We start from the raw sequence: 25,726 nt of genomic DNA, 5'->3' as shown, positions 1-25,726 counted from the left end.
CGACGATGCGGCGGCCGCCCGTCCGTCCCCGGCAGGTCGCCGACCGGCTGCGGCCCGCCTCACGACGTCAGGAGCGCGCCATCCGCAGCGGATGCCGCTCCCCGACGGGGATGGGCACGTCGACGCGGTTGCCCGCCGGTGGCAGCGGGCACGCCCACGCCGGGTCGTACGCGCACGACGGCGCGTACGCGAAGTTCAGGTCGATCACCATCGTGCCGTCGCCGCCGCCGAGGTCGGCGCCCTTCGCGGTGTCGACGAGGTACCGCCCACCCCCGTACGTGCCGCCATCCATGCCGGCGAGCGCGTCGTGCACGGGCACGAAGAGGCCGCCGCCGTACGAGCGCAGCCGCCAGACGTCGAGCCTGCCGACGCCGGGGATCGTCACGGTCGCGCACCGTTCGAACGGCACGAGGCCGTCGGTGCCGGTCTCCACGTCCCACCGCTCGCCGTCGGACGGCTCGAGCGCGCACGTGAAGCGCCAGGCCGAGTCGTACGGCGCGACGTCGGCACCGATCGCGCGGTCGCGCTCGTCGGCGAGCACGGGCGATGCCGGATGCGTGGTCAGCAGCGCGTCGCGCTCGGTGCGCCACAGGTCGTGCCCCGCCTGCGGGGACGCGGCGGCGCGGACGGCGGCGTAGAGCGCGAAGACGCGTCGTCGCCAGTCGACGATGTCGAGGGGATCCACGACCCGAGGCTACGCGCCGCGTCGGCCCGCATGGCGGCCCGGCACGCACGAAGCCCCGCACCACGGATGGTGCGGGGCTTCGCGAGGAACGAGGTGACTACTTGACGGTCACCGTCGCGCCGGCCTCCTCGAGGTCGGACTTGGCCTTCTCGGCGTCGTCCTTCTTGACACCCTCGAGCACGTTGGCCGGGGCGCCGTCGACGAGGGCCTTGGCCTCGCCGAGGCCGAGGGACGTGAGCGAGCGCACGACCTTGATGACCTGGATCTTCGCGGCGCCGGCGGCCTCGAGGACGACGTCGAACTCCGTCTGCTCCTCGGCGACCTCGGCCTCGCCTGCAGCAGCGGGGGCTGCGGCAGCGGCGACGGGAGCGGCCGCGGTGACCTCGAAGGTCTCCTCGAACGCCTTGACGAACTCGCTCAGCTCGATGAGCGTGAGCTCCTTGAACTGCTCGAGCAGCTCCTCGGTGGACAGCTTTGCCATCGGTTCTTCTCCTGTGATTCAGCCACAGCCCTACTCGGCTGCGGACTCCTGCTTGACCCGCAGCGCCTCGACGGTGCGAACCGCCTGGGCCAGGGGTGCCTGGAACATGTACGCCGCACCGAACAGCGAGGCCTTGAAGGCGCCCGCCAGCTTGCCCAGCAGCACCTCCCGCGACTCGAGGTCGGCGAGCTTGGTGACGTCCTCAGCGGTGAGCGGGTTGCCGTCGAAGTACCCGTTCTTCACGACCAGCTGGGGGTTCGCCTTGGCGAAGTCACGCAGCGACTTCGCGACGGCGACGGGGTCGCCGTGCACGAATGCGATCGCCGACGGGCCCTTGAGCCCCTCGTCGAACGCGGAGATCCCTGCCTGGTTGGCAGCGATCTTCGTGAGCGTGTTCTTCACCACGGCGTAGGTTGCGTGCTCTGCGATCGATCGACGCAGCGTCTTCAGCTGCGCCACCGAGAGCCCGCGGTACTCGGTGAGCAGGACGGCGGTCGAGGTCTCGAACAGGTTCGAGAGCTCGGCGACCGTAGTCTCCTTGTTCGCCATGGTGCTCCTTGATTGGATGCTGATCCGATGGCGCCAACGAGAGGAGCCCCGGCGCATGCGCACGGGGCTCGACCTTGTGGGGTTCTGCACCTGCGCGGGCCGGACGTCCTGTCGGAGTCACCTTCGCCGACATGCACCCGGGGGCGCACGCCGATGACCAGCGGTCTTCGGTATCGCCTCATGCTAGACGCAGCGAGCCGGCCCCCGCAACTCGGGGACCGGCTCGCATGCTGCGTCGGGTCAGCGCGTGACGCGTGCGCTGCGGCGTGCGGCCACCGCGCCCACGGCGACGAGCAGCATCGCGGCGAGCGCGAGCAGCACGCCGGGCTCCGCACCCGTCTCGGGCAGCGTGCCACCCGCACCCGCGACCGGCGGCGCGGTCGGCGCCGGCGCGACGACCGGCGCGTAGGTGACGACGTTGTCGACCGAGGTCGACGCGAGGTTGCCGGTGCCATCGATGTCGACGACCGAGCTCGCGGCGACCGACGCCGTGATGGTGCCCGCCTGGGCCGCGTCGGTCACGAGCACCCGGTAGAGCGTGTTCGGGGCGTCGCCCGGCAGCGCCTCGACCGTGACGGTCGTGGAGCCCGCGGTGCCGCCCAGCACGACGTCGGCAGCGACGAAGTCGTCGATCGGCTCGGAGAACGTCACGACGAAGGCCGCGGGCAGCGTGGTGGTCGGGTCGACCTGGTCGGCCGCCTGCTCCACCGTCACGCGGGGAGGCGAGGCGATGACGAGCTCGTACGAGATCGTCGCGACGTTCGAGGCGACGCTGGGCACCAGGATCTCCTGCGGCTCGCCCTCGCCGCCCTCGACGACGCGGACCGCCGTGGCCGCCTCGGCGGGCAGCGAGACCTCGATGGTGCCGAGCTGCGCGAAGTCGGTGACGGTGATGCGGTACTGCGCACCCTCGCCCGTGAGCTCGACGCCCGTCGCGCCGGCCGTGCCGCCGAGGATGACGTCGGAGGCCTCGAGACCGATGACGGGCTCCGTGAAGACGACGTCGAAGATGGCGGGCTCGTCGGTCACCGTGCCACCGCCGACGGGCGTGATGGTCGGGGTCGGGTCCGCCTGCAGGACGTCGACGTCGATCTCCTCGGACTCCGTGTGCGTCGACCCGCCCGCGGTCAGCGCCGCTCCATACGGGATCGCGATGTCGAAGTCGCCGAACCCGGTGGGTGTGAAGGCGATGGCGTACTGCGCGCCCGATCCCGTGACGACCGCGTCTGCTGCCGCATCGCCGAGGCCCAGGTCCGAGGCGTCGAAGCCCGTGACCGGCGCCGAGAAGGTCGCCGTGAGCCGCACGGTCTCGCCCTGCGCGATCGTGGCGTCCTGGCCCCCGCCGTCGAGCGTCAGCTCGACCGACTGCAGGGGACCGCGGATGGACCCGGAGTACGAGTAGACGGAGGCGTCGGCCGGGTTGCTGAACTGGGTGGTGACCAGCGTGTAGGTCGTGCCGGCAGCCAGCTCGGCGACGATGCGGGGCCGCAGGCTCCCGGAGCTGTCGTCGTCCGAGGTGATGCACGAGAAGCTCGCCGGGTCGAACGTGCCCGGGAACAGGTAGAAGTAGCCGTCCGTCGACGTGTCGACGTCGGTCGCGCCGACGAGGGAGTGCGCGTCCATGTCGATGCCGTACACGGCGGTCTCGGGCACCGTGAAGGTCAGCGTGTCGTAGTAGAGCTCGCGCTGAGGCACATCGCGCGGACCGGAGCACGCGCGGTCCCAGGTCGGGTCGCCGGCCTGCAGCGTGCCGCTGAAGACCTGACCGGAGTCGGCCTGCGCCACGGATGCTCCGAGGCCGACCACCCCCGCGGTCGCGAGGAGGGTGACGAGGCCGGCGGACAGCGCGCGGCGAAGGGGACGGGGCATGGCATCGCCTCAGAGTCAGGGGTCGCGCACGAGGGATCGACGTGCGCCGCCGACACGGTCGGCCTAGCAGGAGCATATGGGGACGCTGGGTGTCGAGCAAGTCTCACTCCGGGCGCAGCGCCTGCGGACGAGCCGGCCGAGGGATCCGGGACGGTGCACGCGGCCCGGGCCGCTGCTCGCGGCGATCCGTGCCGGGTGCGATCCAGGCTCCGCACGGCATGTGAGGCCGCGGTGCGATGCACGGCCGACAGGAGCGAGGCGGTGAGCGCCTCGCTCCTGCACGACCGTCGCGTCGTCAGCGGCGCGCGGCCCTGCGCGCTCCAGCGCCTGCCGCGAGCAGCAGCATCGCCGCGGCGAGCAGCAGCCAGCTCACGTCGGCGCCGGTCTGCGGGAGCGAGCCGTGCACCGCCGCCGGGGCAGGCGCGATGGGCGCGGGCGCCGCGGGAGCCGGAGCGACCGGGGCGGGCGCCACCGGCGTCGGCGCGACGACCGCGGGTGCGTAGAGCACCGTGCCGTCGACCGAGGCCTCGATCGCCTCGTTCGCGACGCCGTAGCCGCTCAGGACCGCGTCCTCGCGGATGGCGATGGAGACCGTGCCGTACGACGTCGCCCCCGAGACCCGCACGGTCCAGTCGTACAGCAGCTCGTCCGCAGCGACGACGTCGAGCGCGGTGGCCGCGTCGCCGCTCGACTGCGGCGTGCCGGCCGCCGACACCTCGACGACGGAGGCGCCGGTGTCGCCCACGACGATGACGTCGTCGACGTCGAGGCCGGAGACGGGTGCCGAGAACTCGACGTCGAAGACGAACGGCTGCGTGCTCGTGACGGCGGGCTGCGCGGCGTCGCGCGTGATGGTCGCCGTCGGCGCCGACGGCGCGAACTCGACCGACGCATCCGCCGACGTCGCTGCGAGGCTCTCGAGCCCGTAGCGGTCGACCGCGGCACCCGCGCCGAGCGCGACCGTGACCGTGCCCGGGCTCGTCATGTCGAAGACCGAGACGCGGTAGCTCGAGCCGGAGCCCTCGAGCGATGCCGAGGTCGCACCCGCGGTGCCGCCGACCACGAGGTCGGCTGCATCGAGACCCGTCACGTCGTGCGAGAAGGTCACGTCGAAGACGACGAACCCGAGCGACGTCGGATCCTCCTGCTCGGCACCCTGCTCCACCGTGGCCGTCGGCGCCGGCGGCGCGAACGTCACCTCGGCGTCGACCGACGTCGACGCGAGGCTCGCCGTCTCGAAGGCGCCGGTCGCCGCACCCTCGGGCAGCGAGAGCGTCACGGTGCCCGGGCGGACGGCACCGCGCACGGTCGCGACGTACGAGGTGCCATCGCCCACGAGCTCGACGGTCGTGGCACCCGCGGTCCCGCCGATGACGAGGTCGGACTCCTCGAGATCGGAGACGGGCATCGAGAGCACGACGTCGAACACGAAGCCGTCGACCTCGGCGGCATCCGCCTGCGCGGGCGACTGCTCGACCGTGACGGTGGGACGAACGGGCGCGAAGGTGACGGTGACGTCGTTCGACGCCGCGTTGGCGACCCCGTAGGCGTTCTCGACGGCACCTGCGCGCAGCGAGATCGTGAGGTCTCCTGCACGCTCGAGGTTCGTGAACGTCACGGTGTACGTCAGCCCGCCGTCCTCGCTCAGCACGGAGGCACGGCCGCCGACCTCCCCGTCGACGACGAGGTCCTCGACGCCGAGGCCGATGACGGGCTCCGAGAACGCGAGCTGGAAGGTCACGGTGCTCGAGGTGGTCGGGGAGGCCTGCCCATCGGGCACCGTCGCGACGACCGTGGGCGCGAGGGGCTGGAAGTCGACGCTCCCGTCGACCGAGGTCGCGGCGAGGCTCGTCTCCTGGAAGCGGCTCGTCGCCGCGCCCTCGGGCAGGGCGAGCGTGATGGTGCCGGGTCGCACGACGCCTGCGACGGTCGCGACGTACGACGAGCCGGAGCCCTCGAGCGTGACCTCGGTCGCGCCGGCGGTGCCGCCGACCACGAAGTCGGAGGCGCTGAGGCCCGTGACCTCCTCGGAGAGCTCGATGGCGAAGTCGGCCACGGGCGTCGTCGTCGGGTCGTCCTGCGTCGGTGCCTGCTCGATCGTCACGGTCGGGCGCGGCGGCGCGAAGGTCGCGGTCGCGACGCCGGACGCTGCGTTCGTCAGGCTGAAGCGGCTCGCCGCGATCGCGCGCACCTGCGCCGTGATCGTGCCCGCGGCGGCGGCGTCCGTCACGTCGACGGCGTAGCTCGCGCCCGAGCCGGAGACGGTGACGCCCGCGGGCGCGGCCGTGCCGCCGAGCAGCACGTCCTGCGCGTCGAAGCCCTCGACGGGACCGTCGAACTCGACCGAGAACCGCGCGGGCAGGGAGGCCGTCGTGGTGGCGATCGGCGCGATCGTAGCGACGGGCGCGTTCGGCAGGAAGGTGACCGAGCGATCCGTCGACGTCGCCTCGAGGGTGCCGCCGCCGAACGCCGTCTGCGCGACGTTCGCGGGGATCGCGACCTCGATGCTGCCGGGCCGCTGCGCGCCCGCGACGCTCACGACGTAGGAGGTGCCCGAGCCGGTCACGGTCACGGCGCCGCCGCCCGCGGTGCCGGACACCAGGACGTCGCCGGCGACGAAGCCCGTGACGGCCTCGGCGAACCGCACGTCGAAGGAGACGGGGAGGGTCGACGCCGCGTCGGCCTGGCCCGAGGACTGCTGCACGGTCACCGCCGACGGCGGGGCGTAGACCACGGACGCATCGACCACGGTCGGCGTCAGGGTCGCGAGGCCCGTCGCCGACGAGGACGCCGCACCCACCGCGACGGCGATGCCGACCCGACCGGAGGACTGCATGCCCGACACCTCGACGACGTACGACGAGGGGCCCCCGGCGACGATGGCCGTCGAGCCCGTCGGACCGCTGAGGATGACGTCGGAGGCGTCGAACCCGGAGACGGGCTCCGAGAAGTCCACCTGGAAGCGGACGGGCGACGACGTCGACGGGTCGAGCTGACCGGCCGCCTGGGCGATCGTGACGGCGGGTCCTGCGCCCAGGACGATCGTCCCGGGACCGTCCATGGCCGTCGTCCAGGTGGTCGTCGCGGTCGAGCCCGCGAGGTAGTTGGTGACGATGAGTCGATACAGCACCCCTGGCTGCAGCGTCGCCTCGACCGCAGGGCGGAGATCGTTCGTGTCGTCGTTGAACGCGAGGCAGCTGCTGCTGCCTGCCATGAGCGAGTACATCAGGTCGCCGGAGCTCATCGCCGTCATGGTGGCCGTGTAGACGCCGGGGGCCGAGACGCTGAACTGCTGCGTGGACGAGTGGCTGAGGGCCTGCGTCTCGCACACGTTCCCGACCTGCGGATCGGTCGGACCGACCTGCCCGCTGAACGACAGCGGTGCCGCAGTCGCGGGTGCGATGCCGACGGCGACGACGCCGCCGAGGGCGAGGGCCGCCGTGAGCGCGGCCGCGGCCGCTCGATGCAGGGTCCGACGCACGGTCCACCTCTTCATGCGGCCGAGCCGCTCCGGGCGCGGCCCGAGCGCCACGAATGGCTGGACCGCAGATGCCGGCGCGTCGTGGCCCGGATGCAGTGAGCCTATCTCAGAACTGAGCGGATCTCAGCACTGTTCGCCCCCCGAGCGGGGGACGGCGCGTCGGGGCGTCGTCAGCCCTGCTCGGACGGGGTGGCCGTCTCGGCCTCGGCCGCCACGAGCGGCAGCCGGATCGTGAAGACGGTCTCCCCCGGCTGGCTGCGCATCGCGATCGACCCGCCGTGCGCCGTGAGGATCGCGCGCACGATCGCGAGGCCGAGCCCGCTCGAGCCTGCAGCACGGGATCGCGACGCATCGCCGCGCACGAAGCGCTCGAAGAGCGTCGCCTGCAGCTCCTCGGGCACGCCGGGGCCGTCGTCGGCCACCTCGAGCACCGCCTCGGCGTCATCGGTCGCGAGGCGCGCCTCGACGTGCGTGCCGGGCGGGGTGTGGATGCGTGCGTTCGCGAGCAGGTTCGCGACGACCTGCTGCAGGCGCATGAGGTCGCCCACGACCTCGATGGGCTCGCCGGGCAGCTCGAGCGCGATGGGATGCTCGGGGCCGGCCGCCTGGGCGTCGGCGACGGCGTCGATGAGCAGCAGCGAGAGGTCGACCTCGCCGCGGTCGATCTCGGTGCCCTCGTCGAGCCGCGCGAGCAGCAGCAGGTCGTTGACGAGCGCCGACATCCGGTGCGCGGCCGCCTCGATGCGACCGAGCGACTCGCGTGCGTCGTCCGAGAGGGACGCGTCGTGCTTGCGGGTGATCTCGGCGTAGCCCTGCACGGCGGCGAGGGGCGTGCGCAGCTCGTGCGACGCGTCGGCCACGAACTGCCGCACCTTGCGCTCGGAGGCCGCGCGCGCCTCGAGCGACGACTCGATGTGCTCGAGCATGCGGTTGACGCTCTCGCTCACGCGCCCGACCTCGGATGCGGGGTCGACGATGACGACGCGGTTCGACAGCTGCACCTCGCCGGCGTCGAGCGGCAGCTGCGAGATGCGCTCGGTCGTGGCGATGACGCTCGTGAGCGGTCGCAGGGCTCGGCGGATGAGGACGTCGCCGAGCGCGACCAGGGCGAGCGCGGCGACGAACACCGATACCGCGATGACGAAGGAGAGCGCGAGGAGGGTCTGGTAGGTGCCGCGCAGCGGCAGGCTCACGAGCAGGGTGCCGAGCTCCTGGCCGTTCTGCGCGACGGCCACGTAGGCGCAGACGCGCTGGTCGCCCATGCCGCCCGTGAGCGCGACGGTCTGGCACGACCCGACCGTGGCCGCCTCCATGAGCCGCTCGACGTTGTCGTCCGAGATGGTGTCCGGCACGACGTCGGCGAGCGTGCCGGCGCTCACGGCCTCGCCGTCGCGCACGAAGACGAAGCTCGTGCCGGCGTACAGCTGCCCGGACTCGGGGCTCGCCTGGGCGCCGGGCACGTCGCCGTTCGAGATGACGTAGCTCAGCAGCACCGCCCGCATCGAACCCTTGATCTGGTCGTCGAGCTGGTTGGTGAGCACGCCGCGCATCGCGATGACGCTCGCGAGGGCGATGCACGACGTCAGGAGCACGAAGGCGGCGACGACCGCGACGAGCAGTCGTCGCCGCAGCGACCAGCGCGAGGTGACGCGCGTGCGTGCGACCGGCGCATCCGGAGCCGTCTGCGCCGGCCCGGCGATCACGACGCTGCGCGCAGCTGGTATCCGACGCCGCGAACCGTGTGGATCATGGACGGGCCGAGCGTGTCGATCTTCTTGCGCAGGTACGAGATGTAGAGCTCGACGACGCTCGCGCGGCCGCCGAAGTCGTACGACCACACGCGGTCGAGGATCTGCGCCTTCGAGAGCACGCGGCGCGGGTTGCGCATGAGGTACCGCAGGAGCTCGAACTCGGTGGCGGTGAGCTCGACGGGCGTGCCGCCGCGCTGCACCTCGTAGGAGTCCTCGTCCATCATGAGGTCGCCGACCCAGAGCACGCTCGACTCCTCGGCGGTCGTGGCGGTGCGGCGGATGAGGCCGCGCAGGCGAGCCACGACCTCCTCGAGGCCGAAGGGCTTCGTGACGTAGTCGTCGCCGCCGGCCGTGAGGCCTGCGACGCGGTCGTCGAGCGAGTCCTTCGCGGTGAGGAAGAGCACCGGCACGTCGAAGCCCGCGGAGCGCATGCGCTGCAGCACCGTGAGGCCGTCGAAGTCGGGGAGCATGATGTCGAGCACGACGGCGTCGGGACGGAACTCGCGCACGGCCTGGAGCGCCTGCTGGCCGTTGGCCGCGGTCTTGATCTCCCAGCCCTCGTACTTGAGACCCATGGCGACGAGGTCGGCGAGGCTCTGCTCGTCGTCGACGACGAGGACGCGGATGGGCGAGCCATCGGGCCTCGTGAGGCGCGGCTGCGCCCGGAGCTGCTGCTGAGCGGTGTCCATCATGCTCTCCATCCAGCCAGAGGTGCCTATGCGGTGGGCATGTCCTACTCTATGCCGTTCCTATGCGGATCGGATGCGCGCTGCTCGGTCGCTGCGCCGAGCCTGCGCGGGAGGCGGCGAGGCGACGTCGCCGCGCCGCGCCGACGGCGCGGCCGCGCGCCGACGTCCGCGGTGGGTGGGACGATGGACGCATGGAACACACCGTGCTGAGCCTCTTCGAGGAGGCCCCCCGCACGGTGTCGCATCGCGACCGCATCCTCTGCCGCTCGAGCGACCGCATCGCGTGGCTGCGCGCCCGCGCGCAGGGCGTCACGGCGACCGACGCCGCACGCATGGCCTCCGAGCGCTCGATCGCCGCCGTCGTGCTCGAGAAGCAGGGCCGCGGGCCCTGGTTCAGCGGCAACGCCGCGACGCAGCACGGCCGCATGCGCGAGCCGCACATCGCTCGCTGGGTCGCCGACCACTTCTCGATCGCCCCGTCGGACGCCCTCTTCCACGCGAGCGTCGACCGCAGGCACCTCGCGACGCCCGACGGCGTCGACGACCACGGCCGCGTGCTCGCCGAGATCAAGACGACGACGAAGGACCTCACGCGCATCCCCCGCCCGTACCTGCGGCAGATGTGGTGGCAGCAGCACGTGCTCGGCGCCGAGCGCACGCTCTTCGTCTGGGAGCAGCACGACGAGTACGTGCCCGTCGGCCCGCCGCGGTTCCAGTGGGTCGAGCGCGACGATGCCGAGATCGCCCGCCTCGTCGCGACCGCCGACCGGCTGCTCGAGCTGCTCGCGGCGTGAGGCCTCGCGCGGTGGGCTGGGGCCGAGCGTGACCATCCTGGCGCTGCACGGCCTCGGCGGCTCGCGTGCGAGCATCCTGCGCTCCCTGCCCGACGGGCTGCGCAGCCACGTCGTCGCCCCCGACGTGCGCGCGCACGGCGCGAGCACCCTGCTCGGCGAGGGCGACGACTTCGCGCTCGAGGCGCTCGCCGCCGAGTGCGCGGATGCCCTCGCGGCCGAGCACGACGGCTCGCCCGTCGCGATCGTCGGCGTCTCGATGGGTGCGGCGATCGGGCTGCGGATCGCGCTGTCCGGCCGATTCCGCATCGACCGGGTCGCGTTCCTGCGCCCGTCGTTCACGCACGAGGCCATGCCGGCCAACCTCGCGGTCTTCCCGGTGATCGCCGAGCTGCTCGAGCGGCACGGGCCGCGCCGGGCCCTGCCGGCGCTCCGCGCCTCCGGCTCGTACGACGCGATCCGCAGCCTCTCCCCCGTCGGCGCCGAGGCGCTCGAGATGCAGGTGACGCAGCCGCTCGCGTGGGAGCGCCGTGCACGCCTGCTCGAGATCCCGCGCGACCCCGCCTACCGGCACGGCGAGCTCGGCACGCTCCGCGCCCCGACGGTCGTGCTCGCGAGCCCGCGCGACCCCGTGCATCCGCTGCACGTCGCGGAGGAGTGGGCGGCGGGCCTGAGGTGCCGACTGCTCGTCTCCCCCGCGCGCGACGACGGCGCCCCGGCCGTCATGGCCTGGTACCGCGAGCAGCTCGGCTCGTTCCTGACCGGGCTCTGACGACGCGTCAGCCGACGGCGGCGGGCTCGCGCTCCCGCTCGGCGCCCTCGACGACGAGCGTCGCGGGCCCCTGCCAGACGTGCACGGCCGTGACCGTCACGAGCCATGCCACGCCGATCGCCGCCGCGACGTACTCGAGCGTCGACCCGACGTCGGTGTTGCCGCGCGCGAGCGAGATGAGGCCGCCTGCGGCGGCCGTGCCGGCGACGAGCACGCCGCCGATCGCGGAGATGCGCCGCATCCACCGATCGGTCGCCGTCGCGAGCTGCAGCATCGCCCACGCGCCGGCGGCGAAGCCGAGCACGGCGGCGGCGATGTGGATCGCGTCGCGCGCCGTCGCGTCGCGCGTGAACGGCGCGGGGCAGCCGTCGGTGCAGTTGACCTGCGAGGCGACGAGGAACCACGCGGCCGAGGCGAGCAGCGAGAGGGCGGGTCGCCACCGGTCGAGCACGCGCCCGCGAGATCGCACGTCGCGCACGACCCAGGCGACGAGCGCGATGCCGACGACGACGAGCACGAAGCCCCAGCGGAACCACTCCTCGCTGCGCATGTACACGGCGCCGAGCTCGGAGATGTAGAGGAAGCGCTCGTAGCGTGCGCGCTGCGTGCCGATGATGACGGCCCCGGCCACGAGCGCCAGCACCGCGAGCGCGCCGACGACGCGATCGGATCGAGCGGCGCGCGGTCGGGGCATGCAGCCAGGCTAGCGATCGCAACACGTCCGAGACGCCGCCGTCACATCCCGCGGATAGGTTCGCCGCATGGAGTCGGGACGCATGCGCGCGGTGCTCCTCGACGAGCACGGTCAGCCCGGCCCCGCGCGGGTGGGCGAGGTGGACGCGCCCATGCGGCTCTCGTCGGAGGTGCTCGTCGACGTGCGCGCCGCAGGCGTCGAGCCCGTCGACGCGGCGATGCGCGCAGGGGCGGGCGACGCCGTCGGCATCCAGGGCTTCCCCTGGGTCGGCGGGCACGACCTCGCGGGCACCGTCGCCGAGGCCGCCTACGAGCTGCACGAGCTGCAGCCGGGCGATGCGGTGTTCGGCGTCGCGAACCCCGCCCGCGGCTGGGGCTCGTTCGCCGAGCGGGTGGCGGTGTCGTCGCTGTGCCTCGCACGCAAGCCCGCCTCGCTCACGTGGGAGGAGGCGGCGGCGGTGCCGCTCGCGGCGCTCGCCGCGTGGGACGCCGTCGTGCGCGTGGCTCGAGCCCATGGTGGGCAGCGCATCCTCGTGCACGGCGGAGCGAGCGGCGCCGGCCACTTCGCGGTGCAGCTCGCGCGGTACTTCGGCGCTCGGGTCGTCGCGACGGCGCCGGAGGCGAGCATCGACCTGCTGCGCGAGCTCGGCGCCGACGAGGTCGTCGACCACGACGGGCGGGGGTTCGCGGACTCGATGCAGAAGGTCGACGTCGTCATCGACCTCGCGGGCGACGTGGTCGGCGCGTGGGGCGCGCGGTCGCTCGCGGCGCTGCGCCCCGGCGGCCTCCACGTCGGCGTGCCCACGGGCTCATGGCCCGGCGCCGCCGCGGACTGCGCGGCGGCCGGCATGCGCTCGACGAGCCTGCGCGTCGAGCCGGACGGGGCCAACCTCGGCATCGTCGGTCGGCTCATCGACGCGGGTGACATCCGCGTGCGCGTCGACTCGATCCATCCGCTCGGCGCGGCGGCCGACGCCTTCGCGCGCGTCGAGAGCGGGCGCGCTCGAGGCGCCGTCGTCCTGCGCATGCGCTAGCCCGCCGGATCCACGCCTGAGCGGCGCGTCGCGCGCCATGCGCACCTCGCGCCGCGCTGGGGCGTGGATGCGGCGGAGACGACGAAGGGCCCCGCCGTGCGGCGGGGCCCTTCATGCGACGCGGAGGCGTCAGACGGTCGCGACGTCCACGGGGATGCCGGGGCCGAAGGTCGTCGAGACGGACGCCTTCTGCACGTAGCGGCCCTTCGAGGACGACGGCTTGAGGCGCACGATCTCGTCGAGCGCGGCGCGGATGTTCTCGTTGAGCTGCTCCTGCGAGAACGAGGCCTTGCCCACGACGAAGTGCACGTTGGCGTGCTTGTCGACGCGGAACTCGATGCGGCCGCCCTTGATGTCGGTCACAGCCTTCGCCACGTCGGGCGTGACGGTGCCCGTGCGGGGGTTCGGCATGAGGCCACGGGGGCCGAGGACCTTGCCCAGTCGGCCGACCTTGCCCATGAGCTCGGGGCTCGCGACGGCGGCGTCGAACGACGTGTAGCCGGCGGCCACCTTCTCGATGAGCTCGTCCGAGCCCACCTCGTCGGCGCCCGCGTCGAGCGCGGCCTGCGCGGCTGCACCCTGTGCGAACACGATGACGCGCTGCGTCTTGCCGGTGCCGTGGGGAAGAGACACGGTGCCACGGACCATCTGGTCGGCCTTGCGGGGGTCGACGCCGAGCTTGAGCGCCACCTCGACGGTGGAGTCGGTCTTGGTGGAGCCCGACTCGCGTGCGAGCGCGACGGCCTCCTCCGGGGTGTAGAAGCGGTCGGCCTCGAGCCGCGCCGCCGCGGCGCGGTACGCCTTGGACTTCTGTGCCATGTGATTCTCCTTCAGAGTTCGCGGTGCGCGCCTGGCAGGCGCTCCCACTGATGGGGCTCGCGCCCCGGATGTGCTGCTGTGCTCAGCCCTCGACCGTGATGCCCATCGAACGGGCGGTGCCCGCGATGATGAGCTTCGCGCCGTCGAGGTCGTTCGCGTTGAGGTCCGCCATCTTCTGCTCGGCGATCTCGGCGACCTGTGCGTCGCTGATCTTGCCGACCTTCTCGGTGTGCGGGACGCCGGAGCCCTTCTTGACTCCTGCAGCCTTCTTGATGAGCTCCGCAGCCGGCGGGGTCTTGAGCACGAAGTCGAACGAGCGGTCCTCGTAGACGGTGATCTCGACCGGGATGACGTTGCCGCGCTGGTTCTCCGTCGCGGCGTTGTACGCCTTGCAGAACTCCATGATGTTCACGCCATGCTGGCCGAGCGCCGGACCGACCGGGGGCGCGGGGTTCGCGGCGCCGGCCGAGATCTGGAGCTTGATCAGGCCCGTGACCTTCTTCTTGGGTGCCATGTCTCTTCCTTCTTGTCTTCTCGCCGGCACTCGGGCCGGCATCCCAGCCCTCGCGGGGGCTAGAGCTTGGTGACCTGTCCGAACCCGAGCTCGACGGGCGTCTCGCGCTCGAAGAGGCTCACGAGCACGGTGAGCTTGCCCGAGGCGGGCTGGATCTCCGAGATCGTGCCGGGGAAGCCCGCGAACGAGCCCTCGGTGATCGTGATGGTCTCGCCGACCTCGTAGTCGACGTCGGTGACGACGGTGCGCTCCTGCTGCGGGGCGCCCTGCTGCTGCTCGGCGAGCTCGGCGTCGGCGATCGGCTTCAGCATCGTGAACGCCTCGTTGAAGCGCAGCGGTGCCGGGTTGTGGGCGTTGCCGACGAAGCCGGTCACGCCGGGCGTGTGGCGGACGACCGACCAGGTGTCCTCGTCGAGGTCCATGCGCACGAGCACGTAGCCGGGGACGCGGACGCGGTTGACGCGCTTGCCCACGCCGTTCTTCACCTCGAGCACGTCCTCGGTCGGGACCTGGATCTCGTAGATCCCCTCGACCTGCATGTTCTCGGCGCGGCTGGCGATGTTCGCCTTGACCTTCTTCTCGTAGCCGGCGTACGAGTGGATGACGAACCACTTGCCAGGACGCATGCGCAGCTCGCGCTTGAAGTCGGCGTACGGATCCGCCTGCGGCTCCTCGGCCTCGGCCGGCTTCGACGAGATGTCGTCGAGCGCCGTCTGCAGGTCGCGGTCGATGTCGTTGGCGTCACTCATTGCGTTGCTCTCCCCCACTGGTCCCAGGTCAGGCCTCGAGCGGCGAGACGCCGGCGAAGATCCACCGGACGACGCGGCCGAAGACCTGGTCGAACCCCGTGACGAGCGCCATCATGATGACGACGAACACCAGCACGACGAGCGTGTAGCTCAGCAGCTCGCGCCACGTCGGCGTCACGACCTTCCGCAGCTCGTCCATGACCTGCTTGAGGAACAGGACGATGCCACCGAAGAAGCGGCCGATCGCTGCGAAGGGGTTGGCTCGGCGCGGGCGCTTGGTCGACGGGCGCTGCTCGTCGATCGCGTTCTGTGCCACGGGGACCCTTCTTCTTCCACTCGACGGACGCTCGGACCGCCGACGCCCGTCGAACGACGGGCCCAGCAGGGCGGACAGGACTCGAACCTGCAACCTGCGGTTTTGGAGACCGCTGCTCTACCAATTGAGCCACCGCCCTCGGCGGGTGATCGACTCCATGGCCTCGCCGATCCGATGGGGCTGGACCGTGCCTCGAGGGCGCGCGAGATCATGGCGGATGTCAACCACCGACGGTCAAGCATACGTGCCCGTCGGACGTCGTGTCCACCTGGCGCCGCCCGGCCCGGCGCGCCGTCGCGGCGCTCGTCGACGGATCCCCCGTGGACCGATCCCTCGCGTCGATGGCCAGGGCATGCCCGCGCGGCTAGCCTTGGGCCCGTGAGCCGCATCTCCCAGCGCATCGCCGCCATCAACGAGTCCGCGACCCTCAAGGTCGACGCGAAGGCCAAGGCCCTCAAGGCCCAGGGTCGAGACGTCATCTCGTATGCGGCGGGCGAGCCCGACTTCCCGACGCCCGCGAACGTCGTCGAGGCGGCCGCCCGGGCGGTCCTCGACCCGGCGAACCACCGCTACACGCCCGCGGTCGGCCTCCCCGACCTGCGCGAGGCCATCGCGGCGAAGACGCTGCGCGACAGCGGCACGAGCGTCGAGACGAGCCAGGTCGTCGTCACGAACGGCGGCAAGCAGGCGGTGTACCAGGCCTTCCAGGTCATCCTCGACCCGGGCGACGAGGTGCTCGTGCCCACGCCGTACTGGACGACCTACCCCGAGGCGATCGCCCTCACCGGCGGTCGGCAGGTCGACGTGTTCGCCGGCGCCGAGCAGGGATACAAGGTCACGGTCGAGCAGCTCGAGGCCGCACGCACGCCGCAGACGAAGGCGCTGCTGTTCGTCAGCCCGTCCAACCCGACGGGCGCGGTCTACTCGCCCGACGAGGTGCGCGCGATCGGCGAGTGGGCGGAGGCGAACGGTCTGTGGGTCGTGAGCGACGAGATCTACCAGAACCTCGTGTACGACGGCGTCCGCGCCGTGTCGATCACCGAGGCCGTGCCGGCGCTCGCCGACCGCACCATCCTCGTGAACGGCGTCGCGAAGACGTACGCGATGACGGGCTGGCGCCTGGGCTGGATGGTCGGTCCGAAGGATGCGATCGCCGCTGCCGCCAACCTGCAGTCGCACATGACGTCGAACGTGAACAACGTCGCGCAGCGTGCGGCGATCGAGGCGCTCACCGGTCCGCAGGACGCCGTCGAGGAGATGCGCCTGGCGTTCGACCGGCGACGTCGCGTCGCGGTCGACGAGCTCTCGCGGATCGAGGGCGTCACGGTGCCGACGCCCGAGGGCGCCTTCTACGTCTACGCCGACGTGCAGGGGCTGCTCGGCCGCGAGTGGGCGGGCAGCACGCCGACGTCGTCGCTCGAGCTCGCCGACCTCATGCTCGAGCACGCCGACGTCGCAGCCGTGCCGGGCGAGGCGTTCGGGCCGTCGGGCTACCTGCGCTTCTCGTACGCGCTCGGCGACGCTCCGCTGCTCGAGGGCATCCAGCGCCTGCAGCGACTCTTCGCCCGCTGACGCGATGAACGCCCCCTCCGTCGGGAGGGGGCGTCGTCGCGTGGTCGTCTTGACGCGGTCGCGTCAGACGTGCGTGGCGTGGTCCGCGAAGCGCTGGAGCGCGCGGCTCCACTCCTCGAGGAGGGCGCCGTCGTCGTCGGTCGACTCCCACGGCTCGTGCTCGACCTCGACGACGGTGCCGCCGTGCTCGCCGGCGGTGAAGCGCACGGTGACGACGGCCGTCTCGGTCTCGCTCAGCCGGTAGCTGTGGCGGATCAGGTCGCCCTGCTCGACCTCGAGCACCTCGCCCCACGGCTCCTCGGTGCCGTCGGCGTGGTGCTCGACGATCGCGCCGCCGGGCACGGCGTCGACGCGCAGGCCCGTGCCGCGCGTGCGGCCGCGGTGCCACCAGACGTCGAGATCGCGCACGTAGGCGTCGAACGCGCGGGAGTGGCTGACCGCGACGTCCACGCGGTACGCGCCGTCGGCACCGCCCGTCGTGGTCTCGGCGGTGGGGACGGTCTCGTCGGTGTCATGCTCCATGGGCTTCGCAGTCTCGCAGCGTCGCCCCGGCCGCACAACCGGTTGCGATGGCCGCCGGTCAGACCTCGAGGCCGACGAGCACGGGCTCGGGCACGAGGTGCACGCCCAGCTCGCTCTCGACGCGCGTCTGCACGAAGCGCGCGAGATCGGCGACCTGCTCGCCCGTGGCGCCGCCGCGGTTCGTGATCGCGAGCGTGTGCCGACTCGAGATCGCCGCCTGCGAATGCGGCAGCGCGTAGCCCTTGCGGATGCCGGCGCGCTCGATGAGCCAGGCGGCCGACAGCTTGACGCGCGGCTCCGCGGGCTCGTGCACCGGCACGGGCGTGTCGGCGTCGAGCGGCACGACCGTCGCGGTCGGCTCGGGCGACGTCGACCAGCGGGGCGCGTCCTGCGGGAGGCTCGCGGCGAAGCGGCCGGAGACGATGGGGTTGGTGAAGAAGGAGCCGGCCGACCACGAGTCGCGATCCTCGGACAGCACCATGCCCTTCGAGCCGCGCAGCGCGAGCACGCTCTCGCGCACGGCGTCGAGCGGCACGCGACGGCCGAGGTCGACGCCGAGCGCCTGCGCGAGCTGCCCGTACGCGATCGGCTGGCTCAGCCCGTCCTCGGCACGCCGCAGCCGCAGGTCGACCGAGAGCACGAGGCCCTGCAGGTCGCCGCGCTTGAGGGCGCTGTCGCGGTAGCCGAGCCGCAGGTGCGATGCCGGCACCGAGCGCACCTCGAGGGTGTCGGCGTCGAGCAGCTCGACGCCGACGAGGCACGCGCCGATCTCCTGCCCGTAGGCGCCGATGTTCTGGATGGGCGCGGCGCCGACGGAGCCCGGGATGCCGCTGAGCGCCTCGATCCCCGCCCAGCCCTCGGCGACGGTGCGCTCGACGAGGGCCTCCCACGACTCCCCCGCCTCGACGCGCACGACGATCCCGCCGTCGTCGTGCTCCTCGTCGCCTGCGGGTCGCTCGCGGCGCGCTGCGGCGGCGAGCGGTCGGATGCCCGTGGTGCGCATCCGCAGCACCGTGCCCTCGAACGGCTCGTCGGAGGCCACGGTGTTCGACCCGCCGCCGAGGAGCACGTGCGGCTCGTCGTCGCGGACGATCGCCGAGTACGCCTCGATCGCCTCCTCGCGACTCGACGCGTCGATCCAGCGATCGGCCTCGCCGCCGACCCGCATGGTCGTCGCATCCGCGAGCCTCATGGCAGCCGCACCACGACCTGCGCCTTCGCGAGCACCGTCTGCCCGCCGAAGGTCACCACGAGGTCGATCCTGGCCGTGCCGTCGCCCGGCAGCGTGCCGACCTTCGCCTCGACGTGGACGTCGGCGCCCGCCTCGGGGTCGACGACGACGGGGCGCGTGAAGCGCACCTGGTAGTCGAGGACGCGGCCCGGGTCGCCGATCCAGTCGACGACGGGCTGCACGGCCTGGCCCATCGTGAGCATGCCGTGCGCGAGCACGCCCGGCAGGCCGACGGCTGCGGCGACGTCGTCGCGGTAGTGGATGGGGTTGAAGTCGCCGGACGCGCCGGCGTAGCGCACGAGCGACTCGCGCGTCAGGTGCACGTCGCGGGTCGCGACGACCTGGCCGACCTCGAGGGCGCTCATGCGCCGCCTCCCACCACGAGGCTCGAGAAGGCGGTCGCGACGAGCGCGCCGCCCGCATCCGTGATGCGCGCCTCGGTCGAGACCATCGCGTTGGCGCCGAGCGCCCGCACGGCCGTGACGCCGAAGGCGACCTGCAGCTCGTCGCCGGCGACGATCGGGCGCTCGAGGGTGAAGCGCTGGTCGCCGTGGACGACGCGCGAGAGCTCGATGCCGGCCGTCTCGTCGGCGAGCAGCTGGTCGAGGCCGCGCTGCGACACGACGATCGCGAAGGTCGGGGGTGCGACGACGTCGGCGTAGCCCGCGGCGCGCGCGGCCTCGACGTCGTGATGCACGACGTGCTCCGCCCCGACGGCTGCGGCGAACTCGCGCACCTTCTCGCGCCCGACCGCGTACGGTGCGGTCGGCGGGTAGGTGCGCCCGGACAGATCGGCTGCGAGAGGCACGGATCGAGCCTACCGAAGCGTGGTGGGCGAGGTTCGGTCGGGCCTCGGGCGGGTGCCTCGACCGGTCACGTCCTGCGCCGACCGGTCACGTCCTGCGTCGACCGGTCACGTTCAGCGCCGACCGGTCGCGTTCCGCGCCCGAACGGCCTGCGTCGACTGGTCGCGTTCCGTGCTCGAACGGCCACGTCCTGCAGCGACTGGTCACATCCTGCGCCGACTGGTCACGTTCAGCGCCGAGCGGTCACGTCGAGTGCCCGAACGGTCCAGATCTGGACCGCTCGGCCGTCGAACGGTCCAGATCTGGACCTCTCGGCCCCGGCCGCAGGGCGGGAAGAGGGGCGCCTCACGTCATCGGTGCGTCATGCAAGCCACCGACTCACGCGCGCTGCCGCATCACGCGGGCGTGCTGGGCGAGGCTGGCATGCACGCCGCTGACCACGACGCCCAGCAGCGTCGCCAGGATGCCGATCGGCACGAGCGCCCCGCCGACCCAGGCGAGCACGAGCCTGAGCGCGTACTCCTCGAGCGTCGCGTCGGCGAAGCTCGCAGCGTCTCCGACGACGAAGATCGCGATCACGGCCAGCCCCGTCCCGCCGATGAGCATGAAGATCCCGACGATCGTGAGCGATCGCGCGTAGCCGTTGCCGTCCTGCATGGTCGAACCCTGTCACGCGCGGGCTGAGCACCACCCGATCGGTGGCGACGCCGCAGCGATCGGACGGGACGCAGCCCACGCGACCGCAGGCAGCACGAAGCCCCCAAGATGGCGAGATCTTGGGGGCTTGCGTAGCGAGGGCGGGGCTCGAACCCGCGACCTCACGATTATGAGTCGTGCGCTCTTACCAGCTGAGCTACCCCGCCGCTGCGCCCACCCGAGCACGAGGCGTCAAGCAGGAGCGAGCCCCGGGCGAGGATTGAACTCGCGACCCCCTCCTTACCATGGAGGTGCTCTACCACTGAGCTACCGGGGCGAAGCCGGCGCACGTGATCGGCGCAGGCAACCGGACGATCATAGCACCGGCGACGCGCGACACGTCACGTGCGCGGCAGACCCGCGGCGCGTCCCGCAGCACGGCACGATGGGGACATGTCAGGTCGCGTCGTGCTCGCCGGGGGATCCGGATTCATCGGTGGCGCCATCGCCGCCCGCATGGCCGCGGAGGGCCGCGAGGTGCGCACGATCGGCCGCGGACCCTCGGCGGATGCGCGCTGGGGCGACCGCGACGGCATCGCTCGCGCCCTCGACGGCGCCTCGCTCGTCGTGAACCTCGCCGGCCGCAGCATCGCGTGCCGCTTCACCGACGCCAACCGGGCCGAGATCCTCGACTCGCGCGTCGACACCACGCGCGAGCTCGGCGCCGTGATGGCGACCGTCGCCTCGCCGCCGCCGCTGTGGATGAACGCATCCACCGCATCCGCGTACTCGACGAGCACCGAGCAGCCGCGCACCGAGACCGACCCGCTCGACGAGGAGGGCTTCTCGGAGGACGTCACACGCCTGTGGGAGGAGGCGCTCGCCGAGGCCGAGCTGCCCGGGACGCGACGCGTGCCGATGCGCATCACGGTCGCGCTCGGCGCGGAGGCCCCGGCGACGCAGATCCTCTTCCGCCTCGCGCGGCTCGGTGCCGGTGGTGCCCAGCACGACGGCCCCTGGTTCCCGCACGCGCGCTACCGCGGCGTCGGGGTCGCGAAGGACGATCCCCGAGCGACCGCGCCGTCGCAGGGCCACCGCACGGGTGGTCGGCAGCGATTCTCCTGGATGCACGTCGACGACGTCGTGGGCGCGATCGAGCACGTCGAGCAGCATCCCGAGATCGACGGACCCGTGAACTTCGCGGCACCCGGCCCGGTGACGAACGCCGAGCTCATGGCGCTGCTGCGCTCGACCGTGGGGATGCCGATCGGCATCCCCGCCTGGCGCTTCATGCTCGAGCCGGCGATGGCGGTGCTCGGCACCGAGAGCGAGCTCGTGCTGAAGTCGCGGTGGGTGCTGCCCGGCGTGCTGACCGACACCGGCTACGTCTTCCGGCACCCGACCCTGCGCGGCGCGCTCGCGGACGTGTGGTCGGAGATGCGCGCGCGCTGATCGCGCGAGGGCGTCCGGGCGTCTGGGGGCGACCGGCGCGTCCGGGCGTCCGGGGGCGACCGGCGTCCGGGGGCGACCGGCGTCCGGTTCGATCGAGCTCGATCGGTCACGTTCTGCGGCGACCGGTCACGTCCTGCGCGCTGCGGCCGTCGAATGGTCCAGATCTGGACCGTTCGACGGGCGGGAGGTCCAGAACTGGACCACTCGATCGCAGAACGCGACCACTCGCCGCAGAACGCGACCAGTCAGTGCAGAACGCGACCGGTCGGCGCAGAACGTGACCAGTCGAAGCAGGACGTGACCAGTCGCAGCACGACGCGACCAGCCGGACCCTCCCCTACTTCACCGAGCCCGCCGTCAGGCCCGCGACGATGTACCGCTGCAGGTAGAGGAAGAGCGCGACGACCGGGATGGCCGCGAGCACCGCGCCGGCGGCGAAGACCGGGTAGTTGGTGCTCGTCTCCTCCGAGACGTAGCGGAAGAGGCCGATCGCGAGGGTGAGGTTCTCGGGGCTCGTGAGCAGCGCCGACGAGATGACGAACTCGCTCGTCGTGCCCACGAACGACAGCAGGCCGATGACCGCGAGGATCGGCGCGACGAGTCGCAGGATGATCGTGAAGAAGATGCGCGCATGGCCTGCGCCGTCGATCTTCGCCGCCTCGTCGATCGACGCCGGCACCGTGTTGAAGAAGCCGTACATCAGGTACGTGTTCACGCCCAGCGCGCCGCCGAGGTAGACGAGGATCAGGCCCGCGAGCGAGTCGAGGCCCAGCAGCGGGAAGACCTCGCCGACGCCCTGCATGAGCAGGTAGATCGCGACGACGGCGAGCAGCTGCGGGAACATCTGCACGAGCAGGAGGCTCAGCAGGCCGATGCGGCGGCCCGTGAAGCGCATGCGCGAGAACGCGTACGCCGCCAGGGCACCGAGGAAGACGGTGCCGACGCTCGTGACGACGCCCACGACCATCGTGTTGAGGAACCAGCGCGCGTACGGCCTGCGCGGGTCGGACAGCAGGTCGACGTAGTTGGCGATGCTGATCTCGCGGAAGAGGGCGTTCGAGCCCGTGAGCGTGCCGCCCGGGTTCAGCGACGCCGACAGCACGTAGATCAGCGGGAAGGTCGCGAACACGACCACCGCGAGGCCGACGACGTGCCGCCAGCCGATCTCGGCGATCCACCGGCCCGGGCGCATGCGCGGCTGGCGCAGGCGCGCGATGCGCTCGGCATCCGACGGCGCGGCCGGGGGCTGCGCCGTCGCGCCGACGGGGATGGGAGGCGTCGTGCTCATCGGTGCGTCTCCATCAGTTGAGATCCTCGAGCGCTCGGGTCTGCCGGAACGAGATCGCGGAGATCACGGCGACGATGACGAAGATGATGATCGCGAGCGCCGAGGCGAGGCCGTAGTCGGCTCCCTCGCCACCGAACGCGACCTTGTACACGAGGGTGATGAGCAGGTCGGTGTGGCCGACGTTCTGCTCGACGCCGCCCATGCGCGGACCGCCGCGCGTGAGCATGTAGATGATGTTGAAGTTGTTGAAGTTGAACGCGAACGACGAGATGAGCAGCGGCGCGATCGACACGAGCAGCAGCGGCAGCTTGATGAGGCGGAAGATCGCCCATCCGCGTGCGCCGTCGACCGTCGCGGCCTCCGTCACCTCCTCGGGGATCGACTGCAGCGCGCCCGTGCAGACGAGGAACATGTACGGGAAGCCGAGCCACACGTTCACGACGAGCACGCTGATCTTCGCGATGATCGGATCCGACAGCCACGGCACGCTCGCGCCGCCGAGCAGCACCTGGTTCACGAAGCCGAACTCGGTGTTGAGGAGCCCGAGCCACACGAGCGCCGAGAGGAACGACGGGAACGCGTACGGCAGGATCGCGAGCACGCGGTACACGTTGCGACCGCGCAGCCTCGGATCGTTGAGCGTCACCGCGAGCGCGAGCCCCAGCACGAACGACAGGCCGACGGACAGCGCCGCGAACGCGAACGTCCAGAGCGTGACGCTCAGCAGCGCCTCGCCGAACGACTGGCTCGTGAACGGGTAGGCGAAGTTCTCGAGGCCGACGACGACCTGCCAGCCGGGCCGCAGCTCCTCCCCGTCGGGGCTGACGAACGCGCCGTCGCCGCCGTCGACGTACACGACGCCCGTGTCGGTGTTCGTGAGGGTGTCGGCCTCCTCGTCGTACGACAGGTTCGAGACGAAGACGTAGCCGTTGCGGGCGTCGGCGGTGACGAGGAAGCCCTCGTCGAGGTCGTCCGAGAACGGCACCTGCAGGTCGGCGATCTCGGACTGCCGCTGCACGATCTCGTTCGTCGTGAGCGTCGTCCAGCCGTCGGCCGCGACGGCGACGCCGCCCTCGTCGTCGTACTGCCCCTCGTCGAGCTCCTGCAGCGGCTGCTCGGGGCCGCCGACGGAGACGTCGCCGTCGGGGCTCGTCGCGAGCAGCCCGAGGCCACCGGCGCCCTCGACGACCGTCACACGGTACGCGGGCGAGTCCTCCACGCGCGACGTGTTCTGCTCCACGAGCTGCGAGATCGCGTCGTCCTTCGACGAGTTGTGGCCGAAGCCGTAGTTCGTGAAGGCGATGTAGCAGGAGAAGAGGACGACGAACACCTGGAAGACGCCCAGGAGCACGAGGCCGGGCGTGAGGTACTTCGCCGGCAGGAACCTGCCGGGCAGCAGGTAGACGACGTTGACGACCACCGTGACGAGGGCGACGACGGCGACGACGATCCAGCTGCCCTGCCCGGCGAGGAGCAGGATCGCGAAGACCGCGAGCGCGTCGACGATCGCGAGCAGCGCGATCTTGGCCACGAGGCCGAGCGTGCCGGACAGCATGCGGGGACGGACGCGGGCGGGGGCGGATGCAGCCACCGGGCTCCTTCGCTCGGGGAGGCGATCAGGGATGCGGGCGGGGCGCCCGGCGCACGGCCGAGGCCCCGCCCGCACGGGAGGGTCGGACGGTCAGGAGCCGTCGATGGTCGACTGGATCGCGGTGGACATGTCGGTCCACAGCTGCGTCGGGTCTCCCTGGCCGCCGATGATCTGCGCCTCCGTGGCGCCCCACTGGTCCCAGATCGCCGCCATCTCGGGCACGTTCGGCATCGGCACGGCGTCGCTGCCGATCTCGCCGAAGGCCGTCGTGGGCGAGTCGGCCGGCATGGCCTCGAACGCGGCCGTCAGCGCGGGGGCGCGGTCGCCGGCCTCGTAGATGGCCGTCTGCGCGTCCTCCGAGGCGATGTAGTCGGTGATGAACTGCGTCGCGACGATCGAGTTCTCGCTGTACGACGAGAGCATGAAGCCCTGCACGCCCACGAGCGGCGTCGCCGGCAGCGAACCCGCCGACGGGATGGGGTCGACGGCGTACTCGATGCCGGCCTCGTCGAACTGCTCGAGGCTCCACGGACCCGTGATCGTGTACGGGCTCGCACCGGCAGCGAACTGCTCCTTCGCGATGTCCTGCGAGATCGAGAGGTTGAGGACGCCCGAGGTGCCCCACTCCTGCAGCGCGGACGCGAACTCGAGGTTGCCCTCGTTGCCGATCTGCAGGTCGCTGCCGTCGTACGTGCCGTCCTCGTTGAGCGCGAAGAGCGGACCGCCGAACGACGCCTGCAGCGGGTACAGGTGGTACGGGTCGGCGTTGTTCGGGTCGAGGCCGACGAGCAGCGGGTACTGCGCAGCGCCCGATGCGACGGCCGCCTGGCCGGTCGAGACGAGGTCGTCCCACGTCGCGGGAGCCTCGGGGGCGAGCGCCGTGTTGCGCACGAGCGCGAGGTTCTCGATCGACACGGGCACGCCGTACACCGAGCCCTCGTAGCTCATCGCCTCGATGGCGATCTCCTGGAAGTCGCCCGCGGCGTCGCCGAGCTCGATGGGCGAGACGACGCCGTTCGAGACGAGGTTGCCGAGCGCGTCGTGCGGGGCGAGGACGACGTCGGGGCCCTCGCCGGAGGGCGCCTGCGTGACGAAGTCGCCGGCGATGTCGCCGAACTCCTTGATGACGACCTCGACGGTCGTGCCCGACTCCTCCTCGAACGCCGCGATGACGTCCGCGAGCGCGTCGGCGCGGTTCTGGTCCATCCACACCGTGATCGTGCCGCCGCCCTCGCCGCCGGACGCGCCGGCGTCGTCGTCGCCGCCACCGCCGCCCGAGCAGGCGACGAGCATCATGCCCGTCGCACCGATGGCTGCGAGCTGCAGCAGCCTCCTGGATCCACTGGTGATGGGTCGCATGCAAGTGCCCTTCATCGTCGAATGCACCGCGCGTCGTCGCGCGTGCCCCGATTGAAGCGTGGAGGGTGCGCCTCGG

25 protein-coding genes and 3 tRNA genes are annotated in these 25,726 nt (G+C 72.1%); 5 read left to right on the top strand and 23 right to left on the bottom strand.

Features of this window, described 5'->3' with window-relative positions; all coding sequences use genetic code 11:
• Nucleotides 1–67: 67 nt before the first annotated feature.
• The 7 genes from ABD249_RS08825 to ABD249_RS08795 form a co-directional block, all read right to left on the bottom strand.
• Complete coding sequence (locus tag ABD249_RS08825) at nt 68–685, bottom strand: DUF1684 domain-containing protein (protein ID WP_344342714.1); 618 nt, start codon at nt 683–685, stop codon at nt 68–70.
• Nucleotides 686–782: 97 nt separating this feature from the next.
• Nucleotides 783–1,166, bottom strand: a complete 384-nt coding sequence (rplL, locus tag ABD249_RS08820) for a 50S ribosomal protein L7/L12 (protein WP_344342712.1) — start codon at nt 1,164–1,166, stop codon at nt 783–785.
• A gap of 30 nt (nt 1,167–1,196) precedes the next feature.
• Nucleotides 1,197–1,715 (bottom strand): 50S ribosomal protein L10, encoded by a 519-nt coding sequence (gene rplJ / locus ABD249_RS08815; protein ID WP_344342711.1) that lies wholly within the window; start codon nt 1,713–1,715, stop codon nt 1,197–1,199.
• Between the two features lie 240 nt (nt 1,716–1,955).
• Nucleotides 1,956–3,584, bottom strand: coding sequence for a hypothetical protein (locus ABD249_RS08810; protein WP_344342709.1), 1,629 nt, complete (start codon nt 3,582–3,584; stop codon nt 1,956–1,958).
• A 295-nt stretch (nt 3,585–3,879) separates the two neighbouring features.
• Nucleotides 3,880–7,065: an Ig-like domain-containing protein gene (locus tag ABD249_RS08805; RefSeq protein ID WP_344342708.1), complete on the bottom strand. Its 3,186-nt coding sequence runs from the start codon at nt 7,063–7,065 to the stop codon at nt 3,880–3,882.
• Nucleotides 7,066–7,235: 170 nt separating this feature from the next.
• Nucleotides 7,236–8,768 (bottom strand): sensor histidine kinase, encoded by a 1,533-nt coding sequence (locus ABD249_RS08800; protein WP_344342706.1) that lies wholly within the window; start codon nt 8,766–8,768, stop codon nt 7,236–7,238.
• Nucleotides 8,765–9,508 carry a response regulator transcription factor gene (locus ABD249_RS08795; RefSeq protein ID WP_344342705.1) on the bottom strand — a complete coding sequence of 248 codons (744 nt, stop codon included), beginning with the start codon at nt 9,506–9,508 and terminating at the stop codon, nt 8,765–8,767. Before ABD249_RS08795 ends, ABD249_RS08800 begins: the two co-directional genes overlap by 4 nt.
• 188 nt (nt 9,509–9,696) lie before the next feature.
• Between ABD249_RS08795 and ABD249_RS08790 the strand changes: the two genes are divergently transcribed.
• Complete coding sequence (locus ABD249_RS08790) at nt 9,697–10,299, top strand: YqaJ viral recombinase family protein (RefSeq protein ID WP_344342703.1); 603 nt, start codon at nt 9,697–9,699, stop codon at nt 10,297–10,299.
• A gap of 28 nt (nt 10,300–10,327) precedes the next feature.
• Nucleotides 10,328–11,068, top strand: a complete 741-nt coding sequence (locus ABD249_RS08785) for an alpha/beta fold hydrolase (protein WP_344342702.1) — start codon at nt 10,328–10,330, stop codon at nt 11,066–11,068.
• 7 nt (nt 11,069–11,075) lie between these two features.
• Here the strand turns inward: ABD249_RS08785 and ABD249_RS08780 are convergent, their stop codons facing one another.
• Complete coding sequence (locus tag ABD249_RS08780) at nt 11,076–11,762, bottom strand: DUF998 domain-containing protein (protein WP_344342701.1); 687 nt, start codon at nt 11,760–11,762, stop codon at nt 11,076–11,078.
• Nucleotides 11,763–11,829: 67 nt separating this feature from the next.
• On the opposite strand from ABD249_RS08780, the gene ABD249_RS08775 reads away from it, so the two are divergent.
• The gene (locus ABD249_RS08775) at nt 11,830–12,795 is read left to right on the top strand and encodes an NADP-dependent oxidoreductase (RefSeq protein WP_344342699.1); all 966 of its coding nucleotides are present in this window, start codon (nt 11,830–11,832) and stop codon (nt 12,793–12,795) included.
• 129 nt (nt 12,796–12,924) lie between these two features.
• Here ABD249_RS08775 and rplA read toward each other — a convergent pair whose 3' ends face one another.
• The 5 genes from rplA to ABD249_RS08750 form a co-directional block, all read right to left on the bottom strand.
• The gene (gene rplA / locus ABD249_RS08770) at nt 12,925–13,614 is read right to left on the bottom strand and encodes a 50S ribosomal protein L1 (RefSeq protein WP_344342698.1); all 690 of its coding nucleotides are present in this window, start codon (nt 13,612–13,614) and stop codon (nt 12,925–12,927) included.
• Nucleotides 13,615–13,696: 82 nt separating this feature from the next.
• A complete protein-coding gene (gene rplK / locus ABD249_RS08765) occupies nt 13,697–14,128 on the bottom strand; it encodes a 50S ribosomal protein L11 (protein WP_344342696.1) in 432 nt (143 codons plus the stop codon).
• A gap of 59 nt (nt 14,129–14,187) precedes the next feature.
• Nucleotides 14,188–14,904 (bottom strand): transcription termination/antitermination protein NusG, encoded by a 717-nt coding sequence (gene nusG / locus ABD249_RS08760; protein ID WP_425546325.1) that lies wholly within the window; start codon nt 14,902–14,904, stop codon nt 14,188–14,190.
• 1 nt (nt 14,905) lies between these two features.
• Nucleotides 14,906–15,193: a preprotein translocase subunit SecE gene (gene secE / locus ABD249_RS08755; RefSeq protein WP_344342693.1), complete on the bottom strand. Its 288-nt coding sequence runs from the start codon at nt 15,191–15,193 to the stop codon at nt 14,906–14,908.
• Between the two features lie 66 nt (nt 15,194–15,259).
• A tRNA-Trp gene (locus ABD249_RS08750) sits at nt 15,260–15,332 on the bottom strand.
• A 239-nt stretch (nt 15,333–15,571) separates the two neighbouring features.
• On the opposite strand from ABD249_RS08750, the gene ABD249_RS08745 reads away from it, so the two are divergent.
• Nucleotides 15,572–16,765, top strand: a complete 1,194-nt coding sequence (locus ABD249_RS08745) for a pyridoxal phosphate-dependent aminotransferase (protein WP_344342692.1) — start codon at nt 15,572–15,574, stop codon at nt 16,763–16,765.
• A 63-nt stretch (nt 16,766–16,828) separates the two neighbouring features.
• On the opposite strand, the gene ABD249_RS08740 is transcribed toward ABD249_RS08745, so the two are convergent.
• The 7 genes from ABD249_RS08740 to ABD249_RS08710 form a co-directional block, all read right to left on the bottom strand.
• Nucleotides 16,829–17,287: an SRPBCC family protein gene (locus tag ABD249_RS08740; RefSeq protein WP_344342690.1), complete on the bottom strand. Its 459-nt coding sequence runs from the start codon at nt 17,285–17,287 to the stop codon at nt 16,829–16,831.
• A 58-nt stretch (nt 17,288–17,345) separates the two neighbouring features.
• Nucleotides 17,346–18,479 carry a UDP-N-acetylmuramate dehydrogenase gene (locus ABD249_RS08735; RefSeq protein ID WP_344342689.1) on the bottom strand — a complete coding sequence of 378 codons (1,134 nt, stop codon included), beginning with the start codon at nt 18,477–18,479 and terminating at the stop codon, nt 17,346–17,348.
• The gene (locus ABD249_RS08730; RefSeq protein WP_344342687.1) at nt 18,476–18,883 is read right to left on the bottom strand and encodes a MaoC/PaaZ C-terminal domain-containing protein; all 408 of its coding nucleotides are present in this window, start codon (nt 18,881–18,883) and stop codon (nt 18,476–18,478) included. The genes ABD249_RS08735 and ABD249_RS08730 overlap by 4 nt, the downstream gene beginning before the upstream one ends.
• Complete coding sequence (locus ABD249_RS08725; protein ID WP_344342686.1) at nt 18,880–19,326, bottom strand: FAS1-like dehydratase domain-containing protein; 447 nt, start codon at nt 19,324–19,326, stop codon at nt 18,880–18,882. Before ABD249_RS08725 ends, ABD249_RS08730 begins: the two co-directional genes overlap by 4 nt.
• Nucleotides 19,327–19,702: 376 nt before the next feature.
• The gene (locus ABD249_RS08720) at nt 19,703–19,981 is read right to left on the bottom strand and encodes a hypothetical protein (RefSeq protein ID WP_344342684.1); all 279 of its coding nucleotides are present in this window, start codon (nt 19,979–19,981) and stop codon (nt 19,703–19,705) included.
• Between the two features lie 132 nt (nt 19,982–20,113).
• A tRNA-Met gene (locus ABD249_RS08715) sits at nt 20,114–20,187 on the bottom strand.
• A gap of 38 nt (nt 20,188–20,225) precedes the next feature.
• Nucleotides 20,226–20,297 (bottom strand) — tRNA-Thr (locus ABD249_RS08710).
• Between the two features lie 116 nt (nt 20,298–20,413).
• Here ABD249_RS08710 and ABD249_RS08705 point away from each other — a divergent pair.
• Nucleotides 20,414–21,412: an epimerase gene (locus ABD249_RS08705; protein ID WP_344342682.1), complete on the top strand. Its 999-nt coding sequence runs from the start codon at nt 20,414–20,416 to the stop codon at nt 21,410–21,412.
• A gap of 337 nt (nt 21,413–21,749) precedes the next feature.
• Here ABD249_RS08705 and ABD249_RS08700 read toward each other — a convergent pair whose 3' ends face one another.
• From ABD249_RS08700 to ABD249_RS08690, 3 genes are all read right to left on the bottom strand, one after another.
• Nucleotides 21,750–22,700, bottom strand: a complete 951-nt coding sequence (locus ABD249_RS08700; protein WP_425546308.1) for a sugar ABC transporter permease — start codon at nt 22,698–22,700, stop codon at nt 21,750–21,752.
• A gap of 13 nt (nt 22,701–22,713) precedes the next feature.
• Entirely contained in the window at nt 22,714–24,255 is a 1,542-nt protein-coding gene (locus ABD249_RS08695; protein ID WP_425546324.1) for an ABC transporter permease subunit, read from the bottom strand.
• Nucleotides 24,256–24,381: 126 nt separating this feature from the next.
• Nucleotides 24,382–25,650 (bottom strand): sugar ABC transporter substrate-binding protein, encoded by a 1,269-nt coding sequence (locus tag ABD249_RS08690; protein WP_344342680.1) that lies wholly within the window; start codon nt 25,648–25,650, stop codon nt 24,382–24,384.
• Between the last annotated feature and the right edge of the window lie 76 nt (nt 25,651–25,726).

The sequence above is a fragment of the Agrococcus versicolor genome, from assembly GCF_039531815.1.
GTDB classification, from domain to species: domain Bacteria; phylum Actinomycetota; class Actinomycetes; order Actinomycetales; family Microbacteriaceae; genus Agrococcus; species Agrococcus versicolor.
Note: the sequence above shows the minus strand (reverse complement) of the source record. Positions and strands in the feature narration are given on the sequence as shown.

Excerpts from the sequence above, each read along its gene's own strand:
- rplL (WP_344342712.1), bottom strand. The coding sequence starts at position 1,166 with ATGGCAAAGCTGTCCACCGAGGAGCTGCTCGAGCAGTTCAAGGAGCTC.
- rplJ (WP_344342711.1), bottom strand. The coding sequence starts at position 1,715 with ATGGCGAACAAGGAGACTACGGTCGCCGAGCTCTCGAACCTGTTCGAG.
- ABD249_RS08810 (WP_344342709.1), bottom strand. The coding sequence starts at position 3,584 with ATGCCCCGTCCCCTTCGCCGCGCGCTGTCCGCCGGCCTCGTCACCCTC.
- ABD249_RS08795 (WP_344342705.1), bottom strand. The coding sequence starts at position 9,508 with ATGATGGACACCGCTCAGCAGCAGCTCCGGGCGCAGCCGCGCCTCACG.
- ABD249_RS08790 (WP_344342703.1), top strand. The coding sequence starts at position 9,697 with ATGGAACACACCGTGCTGAGCCTCTTCGAGGAGGCCCCCCGCACGGTG.
- ABD249_RS08780 (WP_344342701.1), bottom strand. The coding sequence starts at position 11,762 with ATGCCCCGACCGCGCGCCGCTCGATCCGATCGCGTCGTCGGCGCGCTC.
- ABD249_RS08775 (WP_344342699.1), top strand. The coding sequence starts at position 11,830 with ATGGAGTCGGGACGCATGCGCGCGGTGCTCCTCGACGAGCACGGTCAG.
- rplA (WP_344342698.1), bottom strand. The coding sequence starts at position 13,614 with ATGGCACAGAAGTCCAAGGCGTACCGCGCCGCGGCGGCGCGGCTCGAG.
- rplK (WP_344342696.1), bottom strand. The coding sequence starts at position 14,128 with ATGGCACCCAAGAAGAAGGTCACGGGCCTGATCAAGCTCCAGATCTCG.
- ABD249_RS08740 (WP_344342690.1), bottom strand. The coding sequence starts at position 17,287 with ATGGAGCATGACACCGACGAGACCGTCCCCACCGCCGAGACCACGACG.
- ABD249_RS08735 (WP_344342689.1), bottom strand. The coding sequence starts at position 18,479 with ATGAGGCTCGCGGATGCGACGACCATGCGGGTCGGCGGCGAGGCCGAT.
- ABD249_RS08730 (WP_344342687.1), bottom strand. The coding sequence starts at position 18,883 with ATGAGCGCCCTCGAGGTCGGCCAGGTCGTCGCGACCCGCGACGTGCAC.
- ABD249_RS08720 (WP_344342684.1), bottom strand. The coding sequence starts at position 19,981 with ATGCAGGACGGCAACGGCTACGCGCGATCGCTCACGATCGTCGGGATC.
- ABD249_RS08705 (WP_344342682.1), top strand. The coding sequence starts at position 20,414 with ATGTCAGGTCGCGTCGTGCTCGCCGGGGGATCCGGATTCATCGGTGGC.
- ABD249_RS08700 (WP_425546308.1), bottom strand. The coding sequence starts at position 22,700 with ATGAGCACGACGCCTCCCATCCCCGTCGGCGCGACGGCGCAGCCCCCG.
- ABD249_RS08695 (WP_425546324.1), bottom strand. The coding sequence starts at position 24,255 with ATGCTGTCCGGCACGCTCGGCCTCGTGGCCAAGATCGCGCTGCTCGCG.
- ABD249_RS08690 (WP_344342680.1), bottom strand. The coding sequence starts at position 25,650 with ATGCGACCCATCACCAGTGGATCCAGGAGGCTGCTGCAGCTCGCAGCC.